Below are 21,754 nucleotides of genomic sequence, written 5' to 3'. Positions count from 1 at the left end.
CAGCCGGCGTACGCGTCGGTGTACACGCCGGAGGCGGCGGGGATGTACGCGGCCTGGGCGGCGGCGCTCTGCGCGGGTGCGGCCGCCCGGCTGCTGGCGGGCGGCGACCGGGGCTCGCGGCGGGCGCGGCTGATGTTCGCGGGCGGGAGCGCGGTGGGCCCGCCGGTGCCGTGGCTCCGGCGGCGCCCCTGGCCGGGGATACGGCTCCGCCGGGAGTGGCTGTGCCTCGCGCTGGGGGCAGCCGTTGCGGTGCTGGGCCAGTCCGTCCTGCCGTTGCTCGCGGGCGGTGCGGCGGTGCCGCTGGTGAGGCGGCAGCTGCTCGCGAGGGAACGGGGACGGGCCGGCGACCGGCGGGCGGAGGCGGTGATCGCGCTGTGCTCGACGGTGGCGGGCGAACTGCGCGCCGGAAGCCAGCCAGGACAGGCATTGCGGTGCGCGGCCGGGCCCACGGGCGCGCTGGGCGGCGAGGAGGCCGCCGTACTGGCTGCCGCACGCTTCGGCGGTGACGTGCCGGAGGCACTGCGGCGCGCGGCGCGCCAGGAGGGTGCGGACGGGCTGGCCGGCGTGGCGGCCTGCTGGCAGGTGGCGGCCGACGGCGGGGCGGGACTCGCGGCGGGGCTCGACCGGCTGGAGGCGGCCCTGAGGGAGCGGCGGGACCAGCGCGAGCGGTTGCGGGCCCAGCTGACCGGCGCCTGGGCGACGGTGGGGCTGCTGGCACTGCTGCCGGTGGTGGCCCTGGCGATGGGCTGGGCGCTGGGCGCCGATCCACTGCGGGTCCTGCTGCACACCCCGGTGGGAATGGCGTGCCTCGTCGTGGGCGGGCTGCTGGAGGCGGCGGGTCTGTGGTGGGCCGGCCGGATCGTGCGCGCCGGGGAGGAGCCGTGAACGCCGGCGCCGCGCACCGGCTGGCGATGGCCGCCTTCCTGCTCACCTGCGTGGCGTGGGCCGTCTGGTCGGCTGCGGCACTGCGCCGTGAGCACCGCGTCCGGGGACGGCTTGCGGCGCTGTCGGCGGCGCCCCGCATCCCGTCCCGCCGGCACCACGCCCGGTCGCGGGCCGGCTCGCGCGACCGGCCGGTGCGGCTGATCAGCGTGGCGGGCCTGAAGGGGTGGTCGGCCCCGTGCGCCGCGGCGGTCATGGCCTTCGTCCTGGTCGGTGGACTCGCGGGCGCCGCGACCGCGGTGGCCTGCGCCTATGGCGTACGGCTGTGGCAGCGGCGCCCGCGGCCGCCCGGCCGCGACGAGGAGGTGGCGCGAGGGCTGCCGCTCGCCGCTGACCTGCTGGCGGCCTGCCTGTCGGCGGGCGCGGGGCCGCGCGAGGCGGCGGAGGCGGTCGGGGAGTGCCTGGGTGGCCCGGTCGGCGAGCGGCTGGCCCGCGCGGGTGCCGAACTGCGGCTGGGCGGTGAACCGGCCGCCGCGTGGGGCGCCTTCGGCGCGATACCGGGCGCCCAGGGGCTGGCGCGCTGCCTGGAGCGGGCGGCCGCTTCGGGAGCCCCGGCCGCGGACGCGGTGTCCCGTCAGGCCGCCGCGCTGCGGGCGGAACAGGTGCGGTCGGCGGCGGCCCGGGCGCAGCGGGCACAGGTGCTGATCACCGCTCCGGTGGGTCTCTGCTTCCTGCCCGCGTTCCTCGCGGTCGGCGTGGCACCGGTGGTCGTGGGCCTGGCGAGCGAACTGCTGTGACCCGGGTGCCTGCACGGGGGCGGCGGTGACCGTCGGCTGCCGGAATGGCGCGGCTGGAGCAGGCCGCGAGCGAGCCGCTCCGACCCGAACCGCTGTGACTCGGGCTTCTGCGACCCGGGCCGCTGTGACCCGGGCTTCTGGGACCTGTCATCAGGAAGAACCGACGAATTTCGAAGGGGGACCGTCATGTGGAACCGGTTGAGGGCAGCGTGCGCGCGACTGCGGGGCGACGGGGGAATGACCACGTCCGAGTACGCGATGGGCACGCTCGCCGCCTGCGCCTTCGCGGCGGTGCTGTACAAGATCGTGACGAGCGGCGCCGTGTCGGCCCGGCTGGAGTCGGTGATCGGGAGGGCGCTCGATGCGGGGTTCTGAGACGCGTGCCCGGAGCGGTGCCGACCGCGGCTCGGTGACCGCGGAGGCCGCGGTGGCGCTGCCCGCGCTGGTGGTCTTCACCATGGCGCTGGTCTGGGGCCTGGTGGCGGCCGCCGCGCAGATCCAGTGCGTGGACGCGGCGCGCGCCGGGGCGCGGGCGGCGGCCCGTTCGGAGCCGCGGGAGGCGGCCGTCGCGGCGGCTCGCGCGGCCGCCCCGGCCGGGTCGCGGGTGTCGGTGGCACGGGTCGGGGAGTTGTGGCGCGTCGAGGTGGAGGCGCCGGCGCCGGGCCCGGGTGCGCTCGCCGTGACCCTCAGGGCCCAGGCGGCGGCACTCGCCGAGGACACGGTGGGCGTACCGCCCGGGACCGGCGCGTCCGCCGGGTGGCCGTCGGCGGCGGGGGCGGGGACGTGAGGCCGCCGGCGCGCACCGCGGACCGGGGCTCGGCGACCGTGTGGGTGGCCGTGGCCGCGAGCGTGCTGTGCGCGGTCTTCGCGGCGGTGCTCGCCCTGGGTCAGGCCGTCGCCGCCCGGCACCGGGCCGGCGGTGCGGCGGACCTGGCCGCCCTCGCGGCGGCCGACCGGGCCTTGTGGGGCCCGGCCGCCGCCTGCGAGGCGGCGGGGGCGGTCGCGGCGGCGCAGCGGGCCGAACTGGTGCGGTGCAGGGTGCGGGGGGAGATCGCGGACGTGACCGCGCGGGCGCGGTTCGGGCCCTACGCGCCGCGGGTCAGGGCGCGGGCGGGTCCTCCGGGGGCGTTTCCGGGGCTCCCCGCAGCAGTTCCGTGAGGAGGCGGACGGCGCCCCGCTTGTGCAGCGGGTCGTTGCCGTTGCCGCACTTGGGCGACTGGATGCAGGACGGGCAGCCCGCCTCGCACTCGCACGACGCGATCGCCTCGCGGGTCGCGGTGAGCCACTCGCGGGCGGTGTGGAAGGCCCGTTCGGCGAAGCCCGCGCCACCCGGATGGCCGTCGTAGACGAAGACCGTCGGGAGCAGCGTGTCGGGGTGGAGCGGTACGGACACGCCACCGATGTCCCAGCGGTCGCAGGTGGCGAAGAGCGGGAGCAGGCCGATGGACGCGTGCTCCGCGGCGTGCAGGGCGCCGCCCAGCTGCTCCGGGTTCACCCGTGCGGCGTCCAGCTGGTCCTCGGTGACCGTCCACCACACGGCGCGGGTGCGCAGGGTGCGCGGCGGCAGGTCCAGCTTCGTCTCGCCGAGCACCTCGCCGGTGATCATGCGGCGGCGCAGGAAGGAGACGACCTGGTTGGTGACCTCGACGGAGCCGTAGCACAGGCGGCCGTCGCCCCACGGGACCTCGGTGTCGGTGTCCAGGACGGAGATGGAGGTGGTGTCGCGGGCGGTGGTGGAGTACGGCGGGCTCGCCTCCTCTACGAGGGCGACCGAGTCCGCCAGGTCCAGGCTCCGGACGAGGTAGGTACGGCCCATGTGGAGGTGGACGGCGCCCTCGTGGACGGCCGTGTGCGCGGCGGACTCGTCGACCGTGCCGAGCAGCCGGCCCGTCCCCGCCTCGACGATCCGGACCGGGCTGCCGCCCTCCCCCCGGATGTCGGTGAGGTCGGCGGCACGCTCACGGCGGGTCCAGTACCACCCGGACGCGCGCCGCCGCAGCAGGCCGGCCGACTCCAGCTGCGGCAGCAGGTCGGGGACGGCCGGGCCGAACAGCACCATGTCGGACTCGGTGAGCGGCAGCTCCGCCGCCGCAGCGCACAGATGGGGGGCGAGGACGTAGGGGTTGTCCGGGTCGAGGACGGTCGATTCCACCGGCTGGCGGAAGAGGGCCTCCGGATGGTGGACGAGGTACGTGTCCAGGGGGTCGTCGCGGGCGACGAGGACGGCCAGCGCCCCCTGCCCGGACCGTCCGGCGCGGCCCGCCTGCTGCCACAGCGACGCCCGGGTGCCGGGATAGCCGGCGATCACGACGGCGTCCAGGCCCGAGACGTCGATGCCCAGCTCCAGGGCGGTGGTCGCGGCGAGGCCCAGCAGCTCTCCGGAGTGCAGGGCGCGTTCCAGGGCCCGGCGCTCCTCGGGCAGGTAGCCGCCCCGGTAGGCGGCGACCCGCTGGGGCAGCGAGCGGTCGACCTCGGCGAGGCGCTCCTTTGCGATGACCGAGATCAGCTCGGCGCCGCGCCGGGAGCGGACGAAGGCGACCGACCGGATGCCCTGGACGGTCAGGTCGGTCAGGAGGTCGGCGGCCTCGGCGGTGGCGGTCCGCCGTACCGGGGCGCCCTGTTCGCCCTGCAGTTCGGTCAGCGGCGGCTCCCACAGGGCGAAGACCAGCTCGCCGCGCGGGGAGGCGTCGTCGGCGACCTCGGAGACGGGCAGACCGGTGAGGCGGCCGGCAGCCACGGCCGGGCGGGCCGCGGTGGCGGAGGCGAGGAGGAAGACGGGGGAGGAGCCGTAGCGGGCGCACAGCCGGCGCAGCCGGCGCAGCACCTGGGCGACGTGGGAGCCGAAGACACCCCGGTAGGTGTGGCACTCGTCGATGACGACGTAGCGCAGGGCGCGCAGGAAAGAGGCCCAGCGGGGGTGGGAGGGGAGTATGCCCCGGTGGAGCATGTCGGGGTTGGTCAGCACGTAGTTGGCGTACTGGCGGACCCATTCGCGCTCCTCGACCGGCGTGTCACCGTCGTACACGGCGGGCCGGATCCGGTTGCCCAGCGGAGCGGCCAGCTCCCGCACCGAGCGGCGCTGATCGGCGGCGAGGGCCTTCGTGGGGGCCAGGTACAGGGCCGTGGCCCCCCGGCCGTTGGGGGCCTCGGATCCGTCCAGCAGGGTGGACAGGACGGGCGCCAGGTACGCCAGGGACTTGCCCGACGCGGTTCCGGTGGCGATCACGACCGACTCGCCGTCCAGGGCGCGCTCGGCGGCGGCCGCCTGGTGGGCCCACGGATGGTCGATACCGACCGCCTGAATGGCCTTGATCACTTCGGGCCGGATGCGATCGGGCCAGAGGGCATGCCGACCCGCCCGAGGGGGCAGGTGCTCCGTATGAGTGATGCGCGCAGCCCGGTTCGCCCCCGTGGTGAGCCGGTCGAGGACCGTACCGGGGGAGGGGCGGGAGCCCCCGTTCTCGGGAGGGCGACTGGGACGGTGATTCGTGGCCATCGGCACCGAGTCTGTCACCGGCGTGACCGACAATGCTCCCAAGGCGTCGTGCATGGCTGCTGGTAAGTGATTGAATGCCATCGCGGCTGGCGATACGTCCCCCGGCTCCGCTGGGGAGACCCGAGGGGGCGACCGCTCGATAGCAAGGTGCTGGAGGATCCGTGGACCTGTCCCTGTCGACTCGCAATGTGTCCGGCCCTGGTGGCGACCGTACGGTCGTCGAGGTCGGTGGCGAGATTGATGTGTATACCGCGCCCAAGCTGCGCGAGCAGTTGGTCGAGTTGGTGAATGACGGCAGCTACCACCTGGTTGTCGACATGGAGGGTGTGGACTTCCTCGACTCGACCGGCCTCGGCGTGCTCGTGGGCGGCCTGAAGCGCGTGCGCGCGCACGAAGGCTCGCTGCGCCTGGTCTGCAACCAGGAGCGCATTCTCAAGATCTTCCGGATCACCGGTCTGACCAAGGTGTTCCCGATCCACACCACGGTCGAGGAAGCGGTCAACGCGACCGACTGAGGTCGCCGAGAGGCTTCCGGTCGGGCTTTGGGTGAGGCCTCCGCGGAGGCTTCCGCCGGGCCCTCCAGAGGCTTTCCGGAGGATAGGGCAGAGGTGCCGGGCGTCCAGCCCGGTCCTCTGGGACGCACGCTCTCATGTCCGAGGGGGATCGCATGGCCACCGTTGAACTCCGCTTCAGCGCCCAGCCCGAGCACGTCAGGACGGCCCGCCTGGTGGCGGCCGCCGTGGCGCGCAGGGCGGGAGTCGACGAAGCCGTGCTGGACGAGGTCAGGCTCGCCGTCGGCGAGGCGTGCTCCCGCGCGGTGGGGCTGCACCGCAGCAACGACGTGTCCTCCCCGATCCACGTCGTCCTGACCGAGGAGGACAAGTCCTTCTCCATCGAGGTCGGCGACGAGGTGCCGGGTGCCGTGGTGGCGGCGGCCGGTGCCGCCGGTGTCCCGGTGACCGGGGACCCCGCCCCGCCGGCCGAGGACTTCGACGACGTGGAGGGCGAGGACGAGATGGGCCTCGCCGTCATCAGCGGGCTCGTCGACGACGTCGAGGTGTCCGCCGGTGAGCACGGCGGCGTCATCCGAATGAGCTGGCCCACCACTCCGGCGACCGTCCTGCCCTGACGCCGGGAGCCGGCTCCCCGTACGGCGATTCCGAAAGGCCCTCTCAGCACCGCTGAGCAGGGTCTTTTTCCTTTTCCGTGATCGGTGGGCGGGCCCGGAAAAGATCGTCGATCACCGGTCAATGGATCAAAGGCATTACTGCTTTCGGGTGTATTGCTGAAACCGATCTATTGCCGACCGGCCAAGGAAGGTCAATTCTGTTCTTCGGCGCCCTGTTTTGATCGGGTTCCGCTCCCTACAATCCGTCCACATCTTGAGCTCTTCTGACGTCAAGGAGGACGAATGGCGGGGCTCTTCGAAACACAACTGTCCGGGCACTCCACTTCTCTCGCTGCCGCGGTGCTGACCGACGGCAACCGCGTGATCGTGATCGTCATCGCGGCCGTGGCCCTGGCGGCCCTGGTCGTGGCCCAGCTGCTGGTGCGCCAGGTCCTGGCCGCCGGTGAAGGCACGTCCGCCATGAAGCAGATCGCGGCCGCCGTGCAGGAAGGCGCGAATGCCTATTTGGCGCGGCAGTTGCGGACCCTCGCGGTCTTCGCCGTCGTCGTCTTCTTCCTGCTGATGCTGCTGCCGGCGGACAACTTCTCGCAGCGGGCGGGACGCTCCCTGTTCTTCCTGGTCGGCGCGCTTTTCTCGGCGGTGATCGGATACATCGGCATGCGGCTCGCCGTGCGCGCGAATGTGCGGGTGGCGGCGGCCGCGCGGGAGGCGACTCCCGAGGACGGCCAGCCGGAAAAGGACCTGAGGACCGTCTCGCACCGGAGCATGAAGATCGCTTTCCGTACGGGAGGCGTCGTCGGCATGTTCACGGTGGGCCTCGGCCTGCTCGGCGCCTCCTGCGTGGTCCTCGTCTACGCCGCCGACGCCCCCAAGGTGCTGGAGGGCTTCGGTCTCGGCGCCGCGCTCATCGCCATGTTCATGCGTGTCGGCGGTGGCATCTTCACCAAGGCGGCCGACGTCGGCGCCGACCTCGTGGGCAAGGTCGAGCAGGGCATCCCGGAGGACGACCCGCGCAACGCCGCCACGATCGCCGACAACGTCGGCGACAACGTCGGTGACTGCGCCGGCATGGCGGCCGACCTGTTCGAGTCGTACGCCGTGACGCTCGTCGCCGCGCTGATCCTCGGCAAGGCCGCCTTCGGCGACCTCGGACTGGCGTTCCCCCTGATCGTGCCGGCGATCGGCGTGGTCACCGCGATGATCGGCATCTTCGCGGTCGCCCCGCGGCGCGCCGACCGCAGCGGCATGACCGCCATCAACCGCGGCTTCTTCATCTCGGCCGTGACCTCCCTCGTGCTGGTCGCCGTGGCGGTCTTCGTCTACCTCCCGTCCTCCTTCGCCGCTCTGGAGGGCGTGACCGAGTCCGCCATCAGGACGCACAGCGGCGACCCGCGGGTGTTCGCGCTCGTGGCGGTCGCCATCGGCATCGTGCTCGCCGCGCTGATCCAGCAGCTGACCGGATACTTCACCGAGACCAGCCGGCGCCCGGTCCGGGACATCGGCAAGTCCTCGCTCACCGGACCCGCCACGGTCGTCCTCGCCGGCATCTCGGTCGGCCTGGAGTCCGCCGTCTACACCGCGCTGCTGATCGGCCTGTCGGTGTACGGGGCGTTCCTGCTCGGCGGCGCGTCGATCACCCTCGCGCTCTTCGCGGTGGCGCTGGCCGGCACCGGTCTGCTCACCACCGTCGGCGTGATCGTCGCCATGGACACCTTCGGCCCGGTTTCCGACAACGCGCAGGGCATCGCCGAGATGTCCGGCGACGTCCAGGGCGCCGGCGCCCAGGTCCTCACCGACCTCGACGCCGTCGGCAACACCACCAAGGCGATCACCAAGGGCATCGCGATCGCCACCGCCGTCCTGGCGGCGGCCGCGCTCTTCGGGGCGTACCGCGACGCCATCGCCACGGCCGTCGCCGACGTGGGCGCCCGGGCCACCGAGCGCAACCTGATCATGGACATCTCCCAGCCGAACAACCTGGTCGGGCTGATCCTCGGCGCCGCGGTCGTCTTCCTCTTCTCCGGACTGGCGATCAACGCGGTGTCGCGGTCGGCCGGATCGGTTGTCTACGAGGTGCGCCGGCAGTTCCGCGAGCACCCCGGGATCATGGACTACCGGGAGAAGCCCGAGTACGGACGCGTCGTCGACATCTGCACCAAGGACGCACTGCGCGAGCTGGCCACCCCGGGCCTGCTCGCGGTCATGGCCCCGATCGCCGTCGGCTTCACCCTCGGTGTCGGAGCCCTCGGCGCGTACCTCGCGGGTGCCATCGGCACCGGCACCCTGATGGCCGTCTTCCTCGCCAACTCCGGCGGCGCCTGGGACAACGCCAAGAAGCTCGTCGAGGACGGGCACCACGGCGGCAAGGGCAGCGAGGCGCACGCCGCGACCGTCATCGGCGACACCGTCGGCGACCCCTTCAAGGACACCGCCGGACCGGCGATCAACCCGCTGCTGAAGGTCATGAACCTGGTCGCCCTGCTCATCGCGCCCGCCGTCGTGCAGTTCAGTTACGGCGACGACGCCAGCGCAGGCGTACGGGCGGGGGCGGCGGCCCTCTCGATCGTCGTCATCGTCGTGGCGGTGTACGTCTCCAAGCGGCGCACCGTGTCCATGGGTGACGAAAACAACTCACCCGAACGAGTGACCAGTAAGGCGTCAGCGGTATAGCGCCTGATCAGGTGACGGGCGGATGGAACGAGTTGACGTTCTGTCCGCCCGTCCGCACGCCGTGGTGAGGTGTCTCTCCCTTGGTGCAATCGGCTACGAAAGCGGATGAAACAGTCACACGACACGCGAATGTCGCCCACTTGGCGTGTATGTTCCGGGGCCGAGAGCCTTGGAAAGGGACCAATCCGGTGAACAAGAAGCTTGCAGCCGCACTGTCCGGCGGTGCGGTACTGACGCTCGTACTGTCGGGCTGCGGTGACGACGAGGACGGCAAGGTCGACGCCTGGGCCAAGAAGGTCTGCGACCAGGCGCAGCCTCAGATCCAGAAGCGGGCCAACGCCCAGCAGGCCATCATCTCGACCGCGGCCGACGGCAAGCCCGCCGACATCCAGGCGGCGGACTCGAAGGCATTCCAGGACATCGCCGACGCCGACAAGGCGCTCGCCAAGGCGGTCCAGGACGCCGGCGTGCCGCCCGTCGAGAACGGCGACAAGCTGCAGCAGGACGCGGTCAAGGAGCTGAACGCCACCGCCGCGGCGTACGAGGGCCTGAAGAAGCAGGTCGACGCGCTCGACCCGAAGGACCAGCAGAAGTTCGCGGACGGTCTGTCGGGGGTCGCGAACGGCCTGAAGAAGATCGAGAAGATGGACCAGGACGCGCTCGCCAAGCTCCAGGAAGGCCAGTTGGGCCAGGCGATGGCCAGGCAGCCCGGCTGCCAGAAGGCCACGGCGAGCGTGGCGCCCAGCGCCCCGCCGGCCAAGCCCGGTTCTGCGGGCTCCCCTTCGGCCGCCGCTTCCGGTTCCGCCGGAGCCTCCGCCTCCGCTGCGGCCTCCGCCTCGCCGAGCAAGCGCGCTTAGCGAGCGCCCTGCGCGGCACGGCCCGACCGGCCCGGTTCCCCCGTCACCAGGAGGGCGCCGGGCCGATCGGCGGTTGTCAGCGGTGACGGTCACAATGAACAGGTGAGTACGACCAGCCTCCTCGCCAGCCTCCCGGTGCCCGACCGCGCCGCCCGCCTCCGCGCCGCCCTGCTCGCGGCCGACTTCACCGCCGACGGGCTGCTGGAGCGCCTCGGCGCGGCCGCCTACGCCGCGCTCGCCCGCAGCGAGACCGTGCCCGCCCTGCGCGCCACCGGCGGGGACGATCCGATCGACACCCTCGTACGGCTGTTCCTGCTCCAGCGCTCCGTGCCGTCCCAGCGCGCCCGCGCCGCACTGCCGCTGGACGAGGCACTCGCCGACGGCTGGGTGCGGGAGGAGGGCGGCGAGATCCGCGCGACCGTCGACGTCCGTCCGTACGGCGGCCCGGAGGGCCAGGACTGGTTCATCGTCTCCGACCTCGGCTGCGCGGTGGGCGGGGCCGGCGGGGCGAGCGGCCACGGCGAAGGCGTGGTCCTCGGGGTCGGCGGCGCCTCCACCACCCTCGCCGGGATCACCGTCCGCACGCCCGTCGCCTCCGCGCTCGACCTCGGCACCGGCTCCGGCATCCAGGCGCTGCACGCCACGCGGCACGCCACACGCGTGACCGCCACCGACCTGAACCCCCGGGCGCTGGGCTTCACCCGGCTCACGCTCGCCCTGTCCGGCGCGCCCGAGGCCGATCTGCGCACGGGCTCGCTCTTCGCGCCGGTGGAGTCTGAGACGTACGACCTGATCGTGTCGAACCCGCCGTTCGTGATCTCTCCCGGCGCGCGGCTGACCTACCGGGACGGCGGCATGGGCGGGGACGACCTGTGCCGCACGCTCGTCCAGCAGGCCGGGGACCGACTGAACCCCGGGGGGTACGCCCAGTTCCTCGCCAACTGGCAGCACGTCGACGGGGAGGAGTGGCAGGACCGGCTGCGCTCCTGGGTGCCGCGCGGCTGCGACGCGTGGATCGTGCAGCGCGAGGTGCAGGACATCACGCAGTACGCCGAGCTCTGGCTGCGGGACGCGGGCGATCACCGCGCCGGGAGACAGGCGTACGAGGAGCGGTACGCGGCATGGCTCGACGAGTTCGAGGCGCGCGGGACCAAGGCCGTCGGCTTCGGCTGGATCACGCTGCGCAAGTCCGGTGCCGAGGATCCGTCGATCGTGATCGAGGAGTGGCCGCACCCGGTCGAGCAACCCCTCGGCGAGACCGTACGGGCGCACTTCGCGCGCCAGGACTACCTGCGCTCGCGCGACGACGCGGCGCTGCTCGGCGACCACTTCGTCCTGGCGCCGGAGGTGACGCAGGAGCAGGTCGGCCTGCCGGGCGCCGAGGACCCGGAGCACGTGGTGCTCCGCCAGAACCGCGGTATGCGGCGCGCCACCAAGGTCGACGCGGTCGGCGCCGGTTTCGCCGGCGTGTGCGACGGCACACTCAGCGCGGGCCGGATCCTGGACGCCATCGCCCAGCTGATGGGCGAGGACCCCGTGCTGCTGAGGGACCGCACGCCGCAGGCGATCCGGCTGCTCGTGGAGGAGGGCTTCCTGGCACCGGCCGACCCGCTCACCCGGTGACGCGCCCCCGCCGGCCGACCCGCTCACCCGGTGGAGCGCCCCTCCCGGCCGGCGCGCTCACCCGGTGACGCGCCGGGCCGCGTGCGTGGCGTACGACACGTCGGGGCGCCCCGGTGGGCGGGTGCCACGCGGCCGGCAGCCGGGCCGGGCGGGCGACCGTCGGGGCGAGCGGACCGTAACGGTGGGAATCCGGCCAAGATCGCCCCGCCGCGCCCCCGCAGCGCTGCCACCGGGTCCCCGCCGCGGCGCCGCCCGGGTGAAGCCCGGCGTTCCGCAGCGTGCCGTTCACCCGTCATTCGCGCTCCCGACGTCCGGAGGTGTCAGCCTCGCCCTCGCGGGAAGCAGGCACCAGGGACGGAACGGGGTACGGGCATGGAGAGCGGACCGGCCATCTTCGCCGGCACGGCATTCGCGCTGTTCGGAGCGGCACTGCTCGTGTGGACCGGGGCACGCGCGCTGCACCGGGCTCCGGTCGCGTACGGCGTCAGCCCGGTGGCGGGGCTCACGTTCGCGGCCTCGCTCGGTGCGGCGTTCGTCATCCTCGGGGTGTGGTGCTTCGGCCGGATCTGATGCCCCGCGCGGGGCCTTCCGGCACCGGTCCCGAGGCTAAGGCCCCGGTCGGCACGGTGCCCGGAACGATCACCGGTCGATCATGGCGGGGCCCCGGACGGAATGGCAGGCTCCGCGAAGAGACGGGAGTCCGGGCGGCAGGAATGCCGTGACTCGGGTTACCGTTCGAGTGGCCGTTGCGGTCTTTTGCCGTTTGACACGGGGGCGGGTTGTACCGTCACACTCCGCAGCGACAGCAGCGTCACAGCTGTGAGCGAGCAGAGCGAGCAGTGCGTGAGCAGTGCACGCGGTGCGCCGCACCACGCCGCACATGCCACCGAGCGCCGACCGGAGAGAAGAGCGAAAGTTGTCCCCGACCAGCGAGACCGCACAGGGCGGCCGCCGACTCGTCATCGTCGAGTCGCCTGCCAAGGCGAAGACGATCAAGGGCTACCTCGGCCCCGGCTACGTCGTCGAAGCGAGCGTCGGGCACATCCGCGACCTCCCCAACGGCGCCGCCGAGGTGCCCGAGAAGTACACCGGCGAGGTGCGCCGCCTCGGCGTGGACGTCGAGCACGACTTCCAGCCCATCTACGTCGTCAACGCCGACAAGAAGGCGCAGGTCAGGAAGCTCAAGGAGCAGCTGGCCGAGTCGGACGAGCTCTTCCTCGCCACCGATGAGGACCGCGAGGGCGAGGCCATCGCCTGGCACCTGCTGGAGGTCCTCAAGCCCAAGGTCCCGGTCCACCGGATGGTCTTCCACGAGATCACCAAGGACGCGATCCAGGCCGCCGTCGCCAACCCGCGCGAGCTGAACAAGCGCATGGTCGACGCCCAGGAGACCCGCCGCATCCTCGACCGCCTCTACGGCTACGAGGTCTCGCCGGTCCTGTGGAAGAAGGTCATGCCCCGGCTGTCGGCCGGCCGCGTGCAGTCCGTCGCCACCCGCCTCGTCGTCGAGCGGGAGCGCGAGCGCATCGCGTTCCGCTCCGCCGAGTACTGGGACCTGACCGGCACCTTCGCCACCGGCCGTACCGGCGACGCCTCCGACCCGTCGACCCTGATCGCCCGCCTCGCCACGGTCGACGGCCGGCGCGTCGCGCAGGGCCGCGACTTCGGTCCTGACGGGCAGCTGAAGTCCGCCTCCGGCCAGGTGCTGCACCTGGACGAGGCGAACGCCCGCGCCCTGGCCGCCGCGCTCTCCGAGACGTCGTTCGCCGTCCGGTCGGTCGAGTCCAAGCCGTACCGCCGCTCCCCGTATGCGCCCTTCCGCACCACCACCCTCCAGCAGGAGGCCAGCCGCAAGCTCGGCTTCGGTGCGAAGGCCACGATGCAGATCGCGCAGAAGCTGTACGAGAACGGCTTCATCACCTACATGCGTACGGACTCGACGATCCTGTCCGACACCGCCGTCGCGGCGGCCCGGGCCCAGGTCACCCAGCTGTACGGCGCCGGCTACCTGCCCGACGCGCCGCGCGTGTACGCCGGAAAGGTCAAGAACGCGCAGGAGGCGCACGAGGCGATCCGCCCCTCGGGAGATCGTTTCCGCACGCCCGCCGAGACCGGACTGACCGGCGACCAGTTCAAGCTGTACGAGCTGATCTGGAAGCGGACCGTCGCCTCCCAGATGAAGGACGCCGTCGGGAACTCCGTCACCGTCAAGATCGCCGGCCGGTCGGCCGACGGCCGGGACGTCGAGTTCTCCGCGTCCGGCAAGACGATCACCTTCCACGGCTTCATGAAGGCGTACGTGGAAGGCGCCGACGACCCGAACGCGGAGCTCGACGACCGCGAGCGCCGGCTGCCACAGGTCGCCGAGGGCGACGCGCTGACCGCCGAGGAGATCACCGCGGACGGCCACGCCACCAAGCCGCCGGCCCGCTACACCGAGGCGTCGCTGGTCAAGGAGCTGGAGGAGCGCGAGATCGGCCGCCCGTCGACGTACGCGTCCATCCTCGGGACCATCCTCGACCGCGGGTACGTCTTCAAGAAGGGCACGGCCCTCGTGCCGTCCTTCCTCTCCTTCGCCGTCGTCAACCTGCTGGAGAAGCACTTCGGCCGGCTCGTCGACTACGACTTCACCGCGAAGATGGAGGACGACCTCGACCGCATCGCGCGCGGTGAGGCGCAGGCGGTGCCGTGGCTGAAGCGTTTCTACTTCGGCACGGGCACGGGCACGGGCACGGGCGCCGGCGGCGCCGCCGACGCGGGCAACGGCGACGGCGACCACCTCGGCGGCCTCAAGGAGCTCGTGACGGACCTGGGCGCCATCGACGCCCGCGAGATCTCCTCCTTCCCGGTCGGCAGCGGCATCGTGCTCCGCGTCGGCCGCTACGGGCCGTACGTCGAGCGCGGCGAGAAGGACCAGGAGGGCCACCAGCGGGCGGACGTCCCGGACGACCTGGCTCCCGACGAGCTGACCGTCGAGCTGGCGGAGGAGCTGCTGGCCAAGCCCAGCGGCGACTTCGAGCTGGGCACCGACCCGGCGACCGGCCACCAGATCGTCGCCAAGGACGGCCGCTACGGCCCGTACGTCACCGAGATCCTCCCCGAGGGCACCCCGAAGACCGGCAAGAACGCGGTCAAGCCGCGTACCGCCTCCCTCTTCAAGTCCATGTCCCTGGACACGGTCACCCTGGAGGACGCCCTCCGCCTGATGTCGCTGCCGCGCGTGGTCGGCACCGACCCCGAGGGCGTCGAGATCACCGCGCAGAACGGCCGCTACGGCCCGTACCTGAAGAAGGGCACGGACTCGCGCTCCCTGGAGAACGAGGAGCAGCTCTTCACCATCACGCTGGACGAGGCCCTCGCGATCTACGCCCAGCCCAAGCAGCGCGGCCGCGCCGCCGCCAAGCCGCCGCTCAAGGAGCTGGGCACCGACCCGGTCAGCGAGCGCCCGGTGGTCGTGAAGGACGGCCGCTTCGGCCCGTACGTCACGGACGGCGAGACGAACGCCACCCTGCGGACCGGCGACAGCGTGGAGACGATCACGCCGGAGCGCGGTTACGAGCTGCTGGCGGAGAAGCGCGCCAAGGGACCGGCGAAGAAGACCGCCAAGAAGGCCCCGGCCAAGAAGACCGCCGCGAAGAAGACCACCGCGACGGCGAAGAAGACGGCGGCCAAGAAGACGGCCGCCAAGAAGACGACCGCGAAGACCGCGGCGAAGAAGACGACGACGGCGAAGAAGGCCACGGCCTCCAAGGCCACCGCCACCCGGACCGCGTCGGACGACTGACCCCGTCGCCCCGGCCGCCGTCGCCCGTCCCTCTCGTCGCCCCGTCCCTCCCGTCCCGTCGATCCGCCCGGAGAAGCCGCCGGGAGTCACGGAGCGCGGTGGCCGGCGCGGTGACACGTCGCACGCCCCCGTTCGCCCGGTCCGTCGAGGACCGGGCGTCCGGCTTTCCCGGGTCGCGCTCGTTTGTTCGGGTGGGAGGACTGCATGTCAGCCCGTCCGGATAGGCTGAGGGGATGACGCGAGCCGAGCAGCCAACGGTCTTGAGCCCCACCTCAGACTCCGACGCCGCACTTGCCGCGGACTCCCGCGAGCGCGCCGTGCGGGCCCTGCTGCGCAGCCAGCCGCTGAAGCGGTTGTGGAGCGCGCAGCTCGTCGGCGGGGTCGGTGACGCCCTCGCCCTGCTGGTCCTGGTGCTGCTGGCCCTCCAGGCCGCGGTCACCGAAGGCGCGTTCGGCGGCGGGTACCGGGGTGCGGCGTTCGCGGTCGCCGCCGTGTTCGGGGCGCGGATCCTCGCCACACTCCTCTTCGGCGCCGTGCTGCTCGGGCCGATGACCACCCTCACCGCCCCCGGCGGGCCGCTCGACCGGCGCTGGACGATGGTCGGCGCGGACGGCGTGCGCGTCGCGTTGCTGGTCGTCGCACCGCTGTGGATCGGCTGGACGCCCGACAAGGCACTCGCCTTCCTGCTGGGCACCGCCTTCCTGGCCGGTGTGGCCGAGCGGTTCTGGACCGTCGCCAAGGAGAGCGCCGCCCCCGCGCTGCTGCCCGCGCCGCCGCCGGAGGGCGCGACCGTCCGTCCGCTCCCGGACCACCTGGACGCGCTGCGCCGCCTGTCGCTGCGCACGAACTTCCTCGCCGTCCCGGCCGCGGCCGCCGTGCTCCTCGTCGCCACGCTCGTCGGCAACCTGCTGGGGACGGGCATCGACTGGTTCACCACCCACCAGGCGGCCCTCGGCTCGTACGTCGCGGCCGGACTGTTCGCCGCGTCCGTGTCCGTCCTGTACTTCCTGGAGCTGCCCGACGGGCAGACCCCCCGCCCGCGCTCCCCGCTGGAGGGCCTGCGCCGCCCGTCCACCGGCAGCGGCCCCGACAAGGGCCGTACGGCGGCCATCCCGCTGCTCGTGATCGCCTGCGCCGCCGTCGCCGCGGCCATCGCGGCCGCCGCCTCCGTCGCGGTGCTGCACACCAGGGACCTCGGGGGCGGGCCCGTCGCGTTCGCCCTGCTCGTCCTCGCCCTGACGGGCGGCACGGGCCTGGGGATCCGGTCCGCCGAGGCCGTCCTGCCCGCACTCTCCCGCCGCCGGCTGCTCGCGCTGACGCTCGCCGTGACCGGAGTCGCGCTGCTGGCGATCGGGCTCGTGCCCGACATGGCGACCATGCTGTTCCTCGGGCTCGGCGCCGGTTTCTCGGCCGGCGTCGCCGCCCACACGGGCCACGCTCTGATCGACCAGGAGACGGAGGAGTTCCGGCGGCCGCGCGTCACCGAGCACCTCCAGGCGGTCGTACGCGTCGCCATCGCACTCGGCGCGCTCGTCGCCCCGCTGCTGGCCGCCGCCATCGGACCCCACCGGCTCGCGGGCGGGGACTTCGTCTTCGCGCACGGCGGCGCCGCCTTCACGCTCATGCTGGCCGGCGCGCTGCTGCTGCCGGTCGCGGCGCTCGTCCTCGCCAAGACCGACGACCGCTCCGGCGTCCCGCTGCGCCGCGACCTGCGGGACGCGCTGCGCGGGGCCGACCCGGCCCAGGCGCCGTCGACCACCGGGTTCTTCATCGCCCTGGAGGGCGGCGACGGGGCCGGCAAGTCCACGCAGGTGGAGGCGCTCGCCGCATGGATCCGCGCCAAGGGCCACGAGGTCGTGGTCACGCGCGAGCCCGGCGCCACGCCCATCGGCAAGCGGCTCCGCTCGATCCTGCTCGACGTGTCGAGCGCCGGACTGTCCAACCGCGCGGAGGCACTGCTGTACGCCGCCGACCGCGCCGAGCACGTCGACTCGCTGGTCCGCCCCGCCCTGGAGCGCGGCGCGATCGTCATCTCCGACCGGTACATCGACTCCTCCGTGGCCTACCAGGGCGCCGGCCGGGACCTGTCCCCGACCGAGATCGCCCGGATCAACCGCTGGGCGACCGGTGGGCTCGTACCGCATCTGACCGTCCTGCTGGACGTCCCGCCGGAGACCGCGCGGGAGCGGTTCACGGAGGCGCCGGACCGGCTGGAGTCGGAGCCCGCGGAGTTCCACCGGCGCGTACGGGCCGGGTTCCTCGCCCTCGCGGCGGCGGACCCCGGGCGCTACCTGGTGGTGGACGCCGGCCAGGAACCGGAGGCCGTCACCACCGTCGTACGCCACCGGCTCGATCAGATGCTGCCGCTCTCCGAGGCCGAGATCCGGGCCATGGAGGCGGCGCGGAAGGCGGCCGAGGAGGAGGCCCGGCGCAAGGCCGAGGAAGAGGCGGCGCGCAAGGCCGAGGAAGAGCGCCTGGAGCGGGAGCGCCAGGAGCAGCTCGCCAAGCTGCGCGCCGAGGAGGAGGAGCGCAAGCGCCGAGAGGAGGAGGAAGCGCGGCAGCGCGAGGCCGAGCGGCAGGCCGAGGAGGCCAGGCGGCGTGCCGAGGAGGCGCGCCGGCTGGCCGAGGAGGAGCGGCGGCGCCGCGAGGCCGAGGAGAAGGCCCGCAGGGAGGAGCAGGAGCGGCTGCGCAAGCTCAAGGAGGAGCAGGAGCGGCTGCGCGCCGAGGCCGAGGCGCGGCGCCTGGAGAAGCAGCGCAAGGCCGAGGAGGCCCTGCTGCGCGCCGAGGAGGCCCGCCGCCTCGCGGAGGCCGCCGCCGCCGCGTCCGCCTCCGTCTCCGCCACCGAGGTCACGGTGCCGACCCCGGTGGTGAACCCGGTGGTGAACCCCGACCAGGACACCCAGGAAGTCCCGGCGCCGCGCGTCAACATGCGCAAGGACGACGAAACCGCGGTACTGCCCCGGATCCAGGACGGCACGGACCGGGACCGTGCGGCCACCGATGCCCCCGGTGCCGCCGGGCCCGCCGACGAGACGGCGGTCCTGCCGCCGGTACGCGGCGGCACGGCCCCGGCCGGCCGCTCGGCGGGCGTCCCGCGCGGCGGTGGCGCCGAGCCGCCCGCCCCGGCCCCCGGTGCGGACGACGAGACGGCCCTGCTGCGCCCCGTACGGGACGGGCACGCCGGGCCCGCCGACGAGACGGCCGTCCTGCCGCCGGTACGCGGCGGCAGCCCGGCGGACCGCGTGCCGCCCGGCTACTTCCGGGACGAGGAGCCCCGCCGGAGCGACCGGAACGACCGGGGAGACCGGAACGACCGGCCCGAGGGGGTTGCGGGAGCCGAGCGGACGCGTGAGCTGCCGCAGGTCGACGAGCAGGGCCGCCCGCGGCGCCGTTCCGACTGGGCCGAGGAGACCCCGCTGGACGATCTGCCGTCGCTCGCGGACGAGCTGCTCGGCCCGCGCGAGGACGACGACGACCCGCGCGGCGGCGGCCACCGCTGACGGTGGCGTACGACCGGCCGCCGGCGTACCACCGCCCTGGCGCCGGGGGCCGGCGTTGTCGTACCCGTCCCCCACAATGGAATCCGCACCAGCAGCACGACGCGTCCGCAGAAAGGCGGTGACCCGTGCCCGTATGGGACGACCTGGTCGGTCAGGACCGAATCCAGGCACAGCTCGGCGGGGCCGCCCGCGACGCCGACGCGCTCGTCACCGCCGAGGCGAACGGCGCCGCCCCGCCGGACGCCTCGAGGATGACGCACGCCTGGCTGTTCACGGGCCCGCCGGGCGCCGGACGGGAGACCGCGGCCCGCGCCTTCGCCGCCGCCCTGCAGTGCGTCAGTCCCGACCGGGCCCTCGGCGCCGAACCCGGCTGCGGGTTCTGCGACGGATGCCACACCACCCTCGTCGGTACGCACGCGGACGTGGAGATCGTCCGCACCGACCTGCTGTCCATCGGCGTCAAGGAGACCCGCGAGCTCGTCCGGCGCGCCCAGCTCTCACCCGCCGGCGGCCGCTGGCAGGTCATCGTCCTGGAGGACGCCGACCGCCTCACCGAGGGCGCGGGGAACGTCCTGCTGAAGGCCGTCGAGGAGCCCGCGCCCCGCACGGTCTGGCTGCTGTGCGCCCCGTCCATCGAGGACGTCCTGCCCACCATCCGCTCCCGCTGCCGTCACCTCACCCTGCGCACGCCCCCCGTGGAGGCCGTGGCCGACGTCCTGGTCCGGCGCGACGGCATCGCACCGGAAGCCGCGGCGATGGCCGCCCGCGCCACCCAGGGGCACATCGACCGCGCCCGGCGCCTCGCCACCGACGAGCGGGCCCGCGCGCGGCGGGCCACCGTGCTCAAGCTGCCGCTGCGCGTGGCGGACATCGGCGGCTGCCTGAAGGCGGCCCAGGAGCTGATCGACGCCGCCGCCGAGGACGCCAAGCAGGCGTCGGAGGAGCTCGACGTCAAGGAGACCGAGGACATGAAGGCCGCGCTGGGCGCTTCCCAGGGCGGCCGGATGCCCCGCGGCACCGCGGGTGTCATGAAGGAGCTGGAGGACAAGCAGAAGCGCCGCAAGACGCGTACCCAGCGCGACAGCCTGGACCTGGCCCTCAGCGACCTCACCGGCTTCTACCGCGATGTGCTGGCGCTCCAGCTCGGCTCCCGCACCGCCATCGCCAACGAGGACGTACGGGACACGATCGAGCGGACGGCCCGCGACTCCGCCCCCGAGGCGACCCTGCGCCGGATCGAGGCGATCCTCGCCTGCCGGGAGGCCCTGGAGACCAACGTGGCACCGCTGCTCGCGGTCGAGGCCATGACCATGGCGCTGCGCGCGGGCTGAGCACCGCGTCCGGATGGCGCTCACCCATACGGGTACGAAGAGGAACAATCCGTCACCATCCGGATACCCTCCGGGGATGGACTCCGTTCGCCTGTTCCGTGCCACCGCCGTCACCCTCTCGGCCTTCGGCCTGCTCGTCGCAGGCTGCACCGACGGCGGTACGACCCTGTCCGCATCAGCCTCCGCGTCCCGAGCCGTCGCCTCGGCGGAGGAGCTCAAGTCCTTCTACGGCCAGCGGCTGCGCTGGCGCGAGTGCGGCGTCCCCGGCTTCGATTGCGCCACGCTCCGGGCCCCGCTCGACTACGCGAAGCCCGACGGGGAGCAGGTGAAGCTGGCCGTCTCCCGCGTCAGGGCCACCGGCCCCGGCAAGCGCATCGGCTCGCTGCTGGTCAACCCCGGCGGCCCCGGCGGCTCGGCGGTCGGCTTCCTCCAGGGGTACGCCGGGCTCGGCTACCCCGCCCCGGTGCGCGCCCGCTACGACATGGTGGCCATCGACCCGCGCGGCGTGGCCCGCAGCGAACCGGTCGAGTGCCTCGACGGACCGGCGATGGACGCGTACACCCAGGTCGACCAGACACCGGACGGGCCGGGCGAGACGGATCTGCTGACCGCGTCGTACCAGCGCTTCGCGCGGGGCTGCGCCAAGCGCTCCGGCCGGATCCTGCCCCATGTCTCCACCGTCGAGTCCGCCCGCGACATGGACATCCTGCGCGCCGCGCTGGGCGACAGGAAGCTGCACTACGTCGGCGCCTCGTACGGCACGTTCCTCGGCGCGACGTACGCCGAGCTCTTTCCGTCCCGCACGGGCCGCCTCGTCCTGGACGGCGCGATGGACCCCTCCCTGCCGACCTCCGAGCTCAACCGGGACCAGACGGCGGGCTTCCAGCGCGCCTTCGAGTCCTTCGCCGCCGACTGCGTCGAGCAGTCCGACTGCCCCCTCGGCACCCGGTCGCCCGGCGACGCGGCCACCCGCCTCAAGGCGTTCTTCCAGCGGCTCGACGCCCACCCCGTCCCCACCGGCGAGCGCCGCCCCCTCGGCGAGGCCCTGGCCACCACGGGGGTGATCGCCGCGATGTACGACGAGAGCGCCTGGCCCCAACTGCGCGAGGCCCTCACCCGTGCGATGAAGGGCGAGGGCGCGGCGCTCCTCGCGCTCGCCGACAGCTACTACGAGCGTGAGAGCGACGGCACCTACTCGAACCTGATGTTCGCCAACGCCGCGGTGAACTGCCTGGACCAGGCTCCCGCCTTCACCGGGCCCGACGAGGTGACCGACGCCCTGCCCTCCTTCGAGAAGGCGTCACCGGTGTTCGGCAGGGGCCTGGCGTGGGCCTCCCTGAGCTGCGCGGGCTGGCCCGCGGAGCCCACCGGCGCCCCGCACCGCATCGAGGCGAAGGGCGCCGCCCCGATCCTCGTGGTCGGCACCACCCGCGACCCGGCCACCCCCTACAAGTGGGCCCAGGCCCTCGCCGGCCAGCTCGCCACCGGAACCCTGCTCACCTACGAGGGCGACGGTCACACCGCGTACGGCCGCGGCAGCGACTGCGTCGACACCGCGATCAACGCCTACCTCCTCCAGGGCACGGTCCCCCCGGACGGCAAGCGCTGCCGCTGACGCCCGGTCCGGCCGGCCCTCCGCCCCGGCGGCCGCACCGCGCGGCCGCCGGTAAGGGATGTGCGAGGCA

Annotated in this window: 16 protein-coding genes; 15 read left to right on the top strand and 1 reads right to left on the bottom strand. The window is 73.7% G+C overall.

Translation table 11 applies throughout. The features are described 5' to 3' along the window. The first annotated feature begins 42 nt into the window (after positions 1-42). The 5 genes from ACIA79_RS16845 (at position 43) to ACIA79_RS16825 (ending at position 2,837) form a co-directional block, all read left to right on the top strand. Positions 43-885, top strand: coding sequence for a type II secretion system F family protein (locus ACIA79_RS16845; RefSeq protein WP_399429176.1), 843 nt, complete (start codon positions 43-45; stop codon positions 883-885). After that, positions 882-1,679, top strand: coding sequence for a type II secretion system F family protein (locus tag ACIA79_RS16840; RefSeq protein ID WP_399429028.1), 798 nt, complete (start codon positions 882-884; stop codon positions 1,677-1,679). Before ACIA79_RS16845 ends, ACIA79_RS16840 begins: the two co-directional genes overlap by 4 nt. Positions 1,680-1,865: 186 nt before the next feature. Continuing rightward, a complete protein-coding gene (locus tag ACIA79_RS16835; RefSeq protein WP_399429027.1) occupies positions 1,866-2,054 on the top strand; it encodes a DUF4244 domain-containing protein in 189 nt (62 codons plus the stop codon). Beyond that, positions 2,041-2,466, top strand: coding sequence for a TadE family type IV pilus minor pilin (locus ACIA79_RS16830; protein WP_399429026.1), 426 nt, complete (start codon positions 2,041-2,043; stop codon positions 2,464-2,466). Before ACIA79_RS16835 ends, ACIA79_RS16830 begins: the two co-directional genes overlap by 14 nt. Continuing rightward, the gene (locus ACIA79_RS16825; RefSeq protein WP_399429025.1) at positions 2,463-2,837 is read left to right on the top strand and encodes an Rv3654c family TadE-like protein; all 375 of its coding nucleotides are present in this window, start codon (positions 2,463-2,465) and stop codon (positions 2,835-2,837) included. The genes ACIA79_RS16830 and ACIA79_RS16825 overlap by 4 nt, the downstream gene beginning before the upstream one ends. Here the strand turns inward: ACIA79_RS16825 and ACIA79_RS16820 are convergent. Beyond that, positions 2,779-5,256 carry a DEAD/DEAH box helicase gene (locus ACIA79_RS16820; protein WP_399429024.1) on the bottom strand — a complete coding sequence of 826 codons (2,478 nt, stop codon included), beginning with the start codon at positions 5,254-5,256 and terminating at the stop codon, positions 2,779-2,781. The genes ACIA79_RS16825 and ACIA79_RS16820 overlap by 59 nt on opposite strands. 80 nt (positions 5,257-5,336) lie before the next feature. Here ACIA79_RS16820 and ACIA79_RS16815 point away from each other — a divergent pair, with 80 nt between their 5' ends. From ACIA79_RS16815 to ACIA79_RS16770, 10 genes are all read left to right on the top strand, one after another. Then, entirely contained in the window at positions 5,337-5,690 is a 354-nt protein-coding gene (locus ACIA79_RS16815) for an STAS domain-containing protein (RefSeq protein ID WP_031077556.1), read from the top strand. A 152-nt stretch (positions 5,691-5,842) separates the two neighbouring features. Further along, complete coding sequence (locus ACIA79_RS16810) at positions 5,843-6,304, top strand: ATP-binding protein (protein WP_399429023.1); 462 nt, start codon at positions 5,843-5,845, stop codon at positions 6,302-6,304. 282 nt (positions 6,305-6,586) lie between these two features. After that, positions 6,587-8,974, top strand: a complete 2,388-nt coding sequence (locus tag ACIA79_RS16805; RefSeq protein WP_399429022.1) for a sodium-translocating pyrophosphatase — start codon at positions 6,587-6,589, stop codon at positions 8,972-8,974. A gap of 188 nt (positions 8,975-9,162) precedes the next feature. Beyond that, complete coding sequence (locus tag ACIA79_RS16800; RefSeq protein WP_399429021.1) at positions 9,163-9,831, top strand: small secreted protein; 669 nt, start codon at positions 9,163-9,165, stop codon at positions 9,829-9,831. Between the two features lie 102 nt (positions 9,832-9,933). Further along, a complete protein-coding gene (locus ACIA79_RS16795; protein WP_399429020.1) occupies positions 9,934-11,454 on the top strand; it encodes a methyltransferase in 1,521 nt (506 codons plus the stop codon). 372 nt (positions 11,455-11,826) lie between these two features. Further along, positions 11,827-12,024: a hypothetical protein gene (locus ACIA79_RS16790; protein WP_399429019.1), complete on the top strand. Its 198-nt coding sequence runs from the start codon at positions 11,827-11,829 to the stop codon at positions 12,022-12,024. Positions 12,025-12,370: 346 nt separating this feature from the next. After that, positions 12,371-15,238 (top strand): type I DNA topoisomerase, encoded by a 2,868-nt coding sequence (gene topA / locus ACIA79_RS16785; protein WP_399429018.1) that lies wholly within the window; start codon positions 12,371-12,373, stop codon positions 15,236-15,238. A gap of 233 nt (positions 15,239-15,471) precedes the next feature. Further along, the gene (gene tmk / locus ACIA79_RS16780; protein WP_399429017.1) at positions 15,472-18,738 is read left to right on the top strand and encodes a dTMP kinase; all 3,267 of its coding nucleotides are present in this window, start codon (positions 15,472-15,474) and stop codon (positions 18,736-18,738) included. 125 nt (positions 18,739-18,863) lie between these two features. Next, the gene (locus ACIA79_RS16775; RefSeq protein ID WP_399429016.1) at positions 18,864-20,069 is read left to right on the top strand and encodes a DNA polymerase III subunit delta'; all 1,206 of its coding nucleotides are present in this window, start codon (positions 18,864-18,866) and stop codon (positions 20,067-20,069) included. 76 nt (positions 20,070-20,145) lie between these two features. Then, positions 20,146-21,684, top strand: coding sequence for an alpha/beta hydrolase (locus ACIA79_RS16770; protein WP_399429015.1), 1,539 nt, complete (start codon positions 20,146-20,148; stop codon positions 21,682-21,684). The last annotated feature ends 70 nt before the right edge of the window (positions 21,685-21,754 follow it).

The sequence above is a fragment of the Streptomyces sp. NPDC051310 genome (genome assembly GCF_044455245.1).
GTDB lineage: Bacteria > Actinomycetota > Actinomycetes > Streptomycetales > Streptomycetaceae > Streptomyces.
The sequence above is the reverse complement of the archived record's forward strand: the minus strand, read 5'-3'. Positions and strand labels throughout refer to the sequence as shown.

Excerpts from the sequence above, each read along its gene's own strand:
- ACIA79_RS16820 (WP_399429024.1), bottom strand. The coding sequence starts at position 5,256 with ATGGCATTCAATCACTTACCAGCAGCCATGCACGACGCCTTGGGAGCA.
- ACIA79_RS16810 (WP_399429023.1), top strand. The coding sequence starts at position 5,843 with ATGGCCACCGTTGAACTCCGCTTCAGCGCCCAGCCCGAGCACGTCAGG.
- tmk (WP_399429017.1), top strand. The coding sequence starts at position 15,472 with ATGACGCGAGCCGAGCAGCCAACGGTCTTGAGCCCCACCTCAGACTCC.
- ACIA79_RS16770 (WP_399429015.1), top strand. The coding sequence starts at position 20,146 with ATGGACTCCGTTCGCCTGTTCCGTGCCACCGCCGTCACCCTCTCGGCC.
- ACIA79_RS16805 (WP_399429022.1), top strand. The coding sequence starts at position 6,587 with ATGGCGGGGCTCTTCGAAACACAACTGTCCGGGCACTCCACTTCTCTC.
- ACIA79_RS16845 (WP_399429176.1), top strand. The coding sequence starts at position 43 with ATGTACGCGGCCTGGGCGGCGGCGCTCTGCGCGGGTGCGGCCGCCCGG.
- ACIA79_RS16835 (WP_399429027.1), top strand. The coding sequence starts at position 1,866 with ATGTGGAACCGGTTGAGGGCAGCGTGCGCGCGACTGCGGGGCGACGGG.
- ACIA79_RS16790 (WP_399429019.1), top strand. The coding sequence starts at position 11,827 with ATGGAGAGCGGACCGGCCATCTTCGCCGGCACGGCATTCGCGCTGTTC.
- ACIA79_RS16830 (WP_399429026.1), top strand. The coding sequence starts at position 2,041 with ATGCGGGGTTCTGAGACGCGTGCCCGGAGCGGTGCCGACCGCGGCTCG.